The 3,123-nt window shown below is 52.6% G+C and carries 5 protein-coding genes; 3 read left to right on the top strand and 2 right to left on the bottom strand.

Annotation, left to right across the window (positions count from 1 at the left end):
* Nucleotides 1-2 precede the first annotated feature (2 nt).
* Nucleotides 3-482, bottom strand: coding sequence for a universal stress protein (locus tag WKI84_RS12965; RefSeq protein WP_337863981.1), 480 nt, complete (start codon nucleotides 480-482; stop codon nucleotides 3-5).
* A gap of 164 nt (nucleotides 483-646) precedes the next feature.
* Here WKI84_RS12965 and uppS point away from each other — a divergent pair, with 164 nt between their 5' ends.
* The 3 genes from uppS (at nucleotide 647) to WKI84_RS12950 (ending at nucleotide 2,779) form a co-directional block, all read left to right on the top strand.
* Nucleotides 647-1,474: a polyprenyl diphosphate synthase gene (uppS, locus tag WKI84_RS12960; protein WP_337863980.1), complete on the top strand. Its 828-nt coding sequence runs from the start codon at nucleotides 647-649 to the stop codon at nucleotides 1,472-1,474.
* 57 nt (nucleotides 1,475-1,531) lie between these two features.
* Nucleotides 1,532-1,726: a hypothetical protein gene (locus WKI84_RS12955; RefSeq protein ID WP_337863979.1), complete on the top strand. Its 195-nt coding sequence runs from the start codon at nucleotides 1,532-1,534 to the stop codon at nucleotides 1,724-1,726.
* Nucleotides 1,727-2,332: 606 nt separating this feature from the next.
* Entirely contained in the window at nucleotides 2,333-2,779 is a 447-nt protein-coding gene (locus WKI84_RS12950) for a pyridoxamine 5'-phosphate oxidase family protein (RefSeq protein WP_337863978.1), read from the top strand.
* Between the two features lie 145 nt (nucleotides 2,780-2,924).
* Here WKI84_RS12950 and WKI84_RS12945 read toward each other — a convergent pair.
* Nucleotides 2,925-3,123: hypothetical protein (locus WKI84_RS12945; protein WP_337863977.1), on the bottom strand; the 199-nt coding region annotated here is incomplete at its 5' end.

The following is a 3,123-nucleotide window of genomic DNA, read 5'->3' as shown; positions in this document are numbered from 1 at the left end:
TGTCATTTTACTACGATTACAGGGGTCTTTGACTTTTGCACCACGGCCTGGGACACGCTCCCAACGATAACGCCTTTTACGCGGCTCATGCCCCGGCTCCCAAGGATCACAAGCCGGGCGTCCTTGGCCGCCTCTAGTATCTTTTCGCGGGCGTCGCCCGTCTCCAGCACTGTCTCGACCTCCATGGCGTGCTTGATCTGGGCCTCCCAGGCATAGTCGGCAAGCAGTTTGCTCCCCACCTTCAGGTAGGACTTTTCTATGGCGGCAAGGCTGCCGACGGGGGTCAGATCCTCGGGCAGGGAAGGCGGAGGGGGAACCACGTGCATGACGACGAGCCGGGCGTCGAGAGACTTGGCGAGCCAGATCGCGGTGAGGAACGCCCTCTTGGCGTGCTCTGAGTGGTCTACGGCGACCAGGATCTTTTGCCTGCTGCCTCCTTTTTCTTTTTCTTCTTCTTTTTTCTTGTTGTTCCTGACCGCCATGCCTGCGCCTTTCTCCCTCTGATTGGGAGAGAAGGCAGGCGGCGCTATAACGTTGTTGCCCCGGCTTGCTCTGCTGCAATTACTCCCTTCTGTCAAATTCTCTTGTTAAGAAGCTCTGGTATTACGCGGGCGAATATTGAAATAGATATTGAAACGAACAAAACATGTCAATGGGCCTGAGCGAGGACTTTGACAGGGGAGGCAAGGCTGTAGTAGACACGCTGCTGCAGGCAAGCGGTGTGTACTCGTACTACCAGCGCAGGCTCGAGGCCGAGATACTGAGCCACCCGCTGCCAAACCACGTCGCAATCATACTGGACGGCAACAGGAGGTGGGCGCGCTACCACTTTCTCGACACCGAGATGGGCCACGCCTACGGGGCAGACAGGGCCGAGGACCTGCTTAACTGGATACACGACATCGGGATCAAGATAACCACGCTCTACATACTGTCAAACGAGAACCTGGAGCGCAAGGACGAGGAGCTTGACAACATTTACCGGCTGCTTGAGGTCAAGCTCGAGAAACTGTACAGCGACCCGAGGGTGCACCGCCGCCGTATGAAGATAAAGGCGATAGGGGACAGGCGCAAGCTGCCGATAAAGCTGCAAGAGATTCTGACCAAGCTTGAAGAGGCCACTGCAGAGTACGACACGATGTTTTTGAACATCGCCGTCGCCTATGGCGGTCAGAAGGAGCTCGTCGACGCGGTAAAGAGGATAGCGGGCATGACCAAGAGGGGCGAGATCGAAGTTGACGATATAGACGAAAAGACCATCGAGTCGTGCCTCTATACTTCGCACCTGCCCCAGGCGGCGCCCGACCTGATACTGAGGACGTCCGGCGAAAAGCGCCTGAGCGGATTTTTGATATGGCAGAGCGCCTACAGCGAGCTGATGTTCATGGACGTGTTCTGGCCCGAGTTCCGCAAGATAGACCTGATGCGCGCCATAAGGACGTACCAGCGCAGGGTGCGCCGGTACGGCCGATGAGAGGCCGAATGAGTTTCCAGTTCTCCCCTTTTGTTGTTGTTGTAAAGGTAAAAGGAAATGAGTTCCGAGTTTCGCTGTCCTGAATGCGGCAAAGTCCTCAAGCCCCACTGCAGCCTGTGGCAAAAAGACATGATACACAAGCTGCACACTATTGCCGATCAGAACACTACTACTACCATCCTGCGACACAGGCCCCCGGACGATTCAGGCGGCGTGCGCAGAGAAAAGAAAGAGGAGCAAAAGCCTGAATGAATCTGCTGGGCAGAAGATACAGTAGCGCGTATCTAGGCATGGCCTAGCATATTCGGGCATTACTGCGATGGCTGTGCAAGGCTGCCCCTGCTTCGTGTCATTGCCCAGGTAAGATTTCAGGCTTTTTTGTTATCTCCTCTACCTATCCCTTCCAAATCATATGGCAAAAGCTGCATTATCCTTCCACGGTCTTTGAGCACGGTGGGAACATTGTGCATTTCAGATGCGAAAAATGTTTCAATATATTGTTATATGCAGATGTTGTACCCTTGTCCCGACCACCTGCATATGCTGGGTTTCTTTAAAAGATCACTTGAAGACAGCAAAAAGAAAGGAGAGTCGTCGTCGGCATTTGTATTTTCATGCACATGCGGGATCATGAGAGAGCTTGGAGGGCCTGACCTGTGCCCCCGATGCGGGCGCAAGATGCGCAAGAGAATAATGTCAGATAAATAAGAATAATAGCAACGGCCCGTTCACGCTCGGACGCGACACCACCAGCGGCTTTTTGATATTCGGGATGGCAGAGCCTCTCCTCTCTCTGTCTATCTTTATATGCGATCCCTACCTCAGAAAGGCATGAAAGTCGTTCAAGCCCTGCCTGACATGCCAAAACCCGTTACCGAAGAAGAGGTGGACAGGTTTCTCCAAAACAAGCTCAACATGCAGCTGGCCACGATAGACGGAGAAGGCTATCCGATGATCCAGCCGGTCTGGTTCATCTACGACAAGAACGCAAACAAGATATTTACTGGCACGCAAAAGACTACCAGAAAAGTCCAGAGTATACGAAAGAATCCTGACAAGGTTTACTTTTCAATAGACGACGAGAACTTTCCGTACAAAGGCGTGAAGGGAAGGGCAAGCGCAGCCATTTCTGAAGACGTGCAGAAGAACCTGCAAGTCATCGAAAAGATAAACCTAAAGTATCTTGGCACTCTGGAGCATCCGCTTGCAAAAACGCTGTTAGACAACGCCCGAAATGGAGTAGAGGTTGTAATCGAGCTAACCCCAAAGTACTTTTCTGCGTGGGATTTTGGCAAGGCAATGTAGGATAGAGAGAGACTGCAACGCGATCGGAAGCTTCGGTACATCGTTATTCAAAATCGAGCCGTCGCTGGCGACATTGGGCACAGACACGCGTTATTGTCGAATGTATCTCTTCAGGGTTGAACAGTGTGTGTGGACTCTTTTCTATCTAAGGATGGTAGCATCGGCCTTTACTTGCATTAAACCCAACGCTGCCGGGCGAGCATCCTCCTCCAGTAGCGTCAGCCTGCTGCGAAACCATCACTGTTGTTTGTACAGCAACTACGCCAAGCAAGGCGAAGGCCAGCACTACGGCAACTAGAACATACGTGCCATCAATCGCTTCGAACATAGCAGCAGCACTGTTA

The organism is Nitrososphaera sp. (genome assembly GCF_037447015.1).
Taxonomy (GTDB): Archaea; Thermoproteota; Nitrososphaeria; order Nitrososphaerales; family Nitrososphaeraceae; genus Nitrososphaera.
Note: the sequence above shows the minus strand (reverse complement) of the source record. Positions and strands in the feature narration are given on the sequence as shown.